Raw genomic sequence first — 409 nt, forward strand, 5'->3', positions numbered from 1 at the left:
GATAAAAACAAAAAAAGAACGGCAGTGATGCACGTTCTTTTTTGTTTAACCTTCTACATATTTGTAAGCTTCCTGAGCGGCTTGGGCTCCATCACCTACAGCAGTAGTAATTTGTCGAAAATCTTTTTGACGAACATCACCAACGGCAAAGATACCTGGAATACTTGTCTTCATCGTAGCATCTGTGATAATCCATCCTTCTTCATCTGTAATACCTAAATCACGAGCAAATTCAGATACAGCATCCAAACCTACATAGATAAAGAGGCCACCGAAGTTGGCTTCTGTAACTTCTCCTGTCTTTACGTTTTTATAACGTACAGATTCAATTTTACGTTCGTCACCTTTGATTTCTTCAAGAACAGAGTCCCAGATAAATTTTATTTTATCGTTAGCAAAGGCACGTTCT

General features: G+C 38.1%; 1 protein-coding gene. It reads right to left on the reverse strand.

Going from position 1 to position 409, the window contains the following annotated elements; genetic code table 11:
- Positions 1-45 precede the first annotated feature (45 nt).
- On the reverse strand, positions 46-409 hold a 364-nt coding region (locus tag LI288_RS14145; RefSeq protein ID WP_227091085.1), incomplete at its 5' end, for an NAD(P)/FAD-dependent oxidoreductase.

It is taken from the genome of Lachnospira pectinoschiza (genome assembly GCF_020564355.1).
Lineage (GTDB): Bacteria > Bacillota > Clostridia > Lachnospirales > Lachnospiraceae > Lachnospira > Lachnospira intestinalis.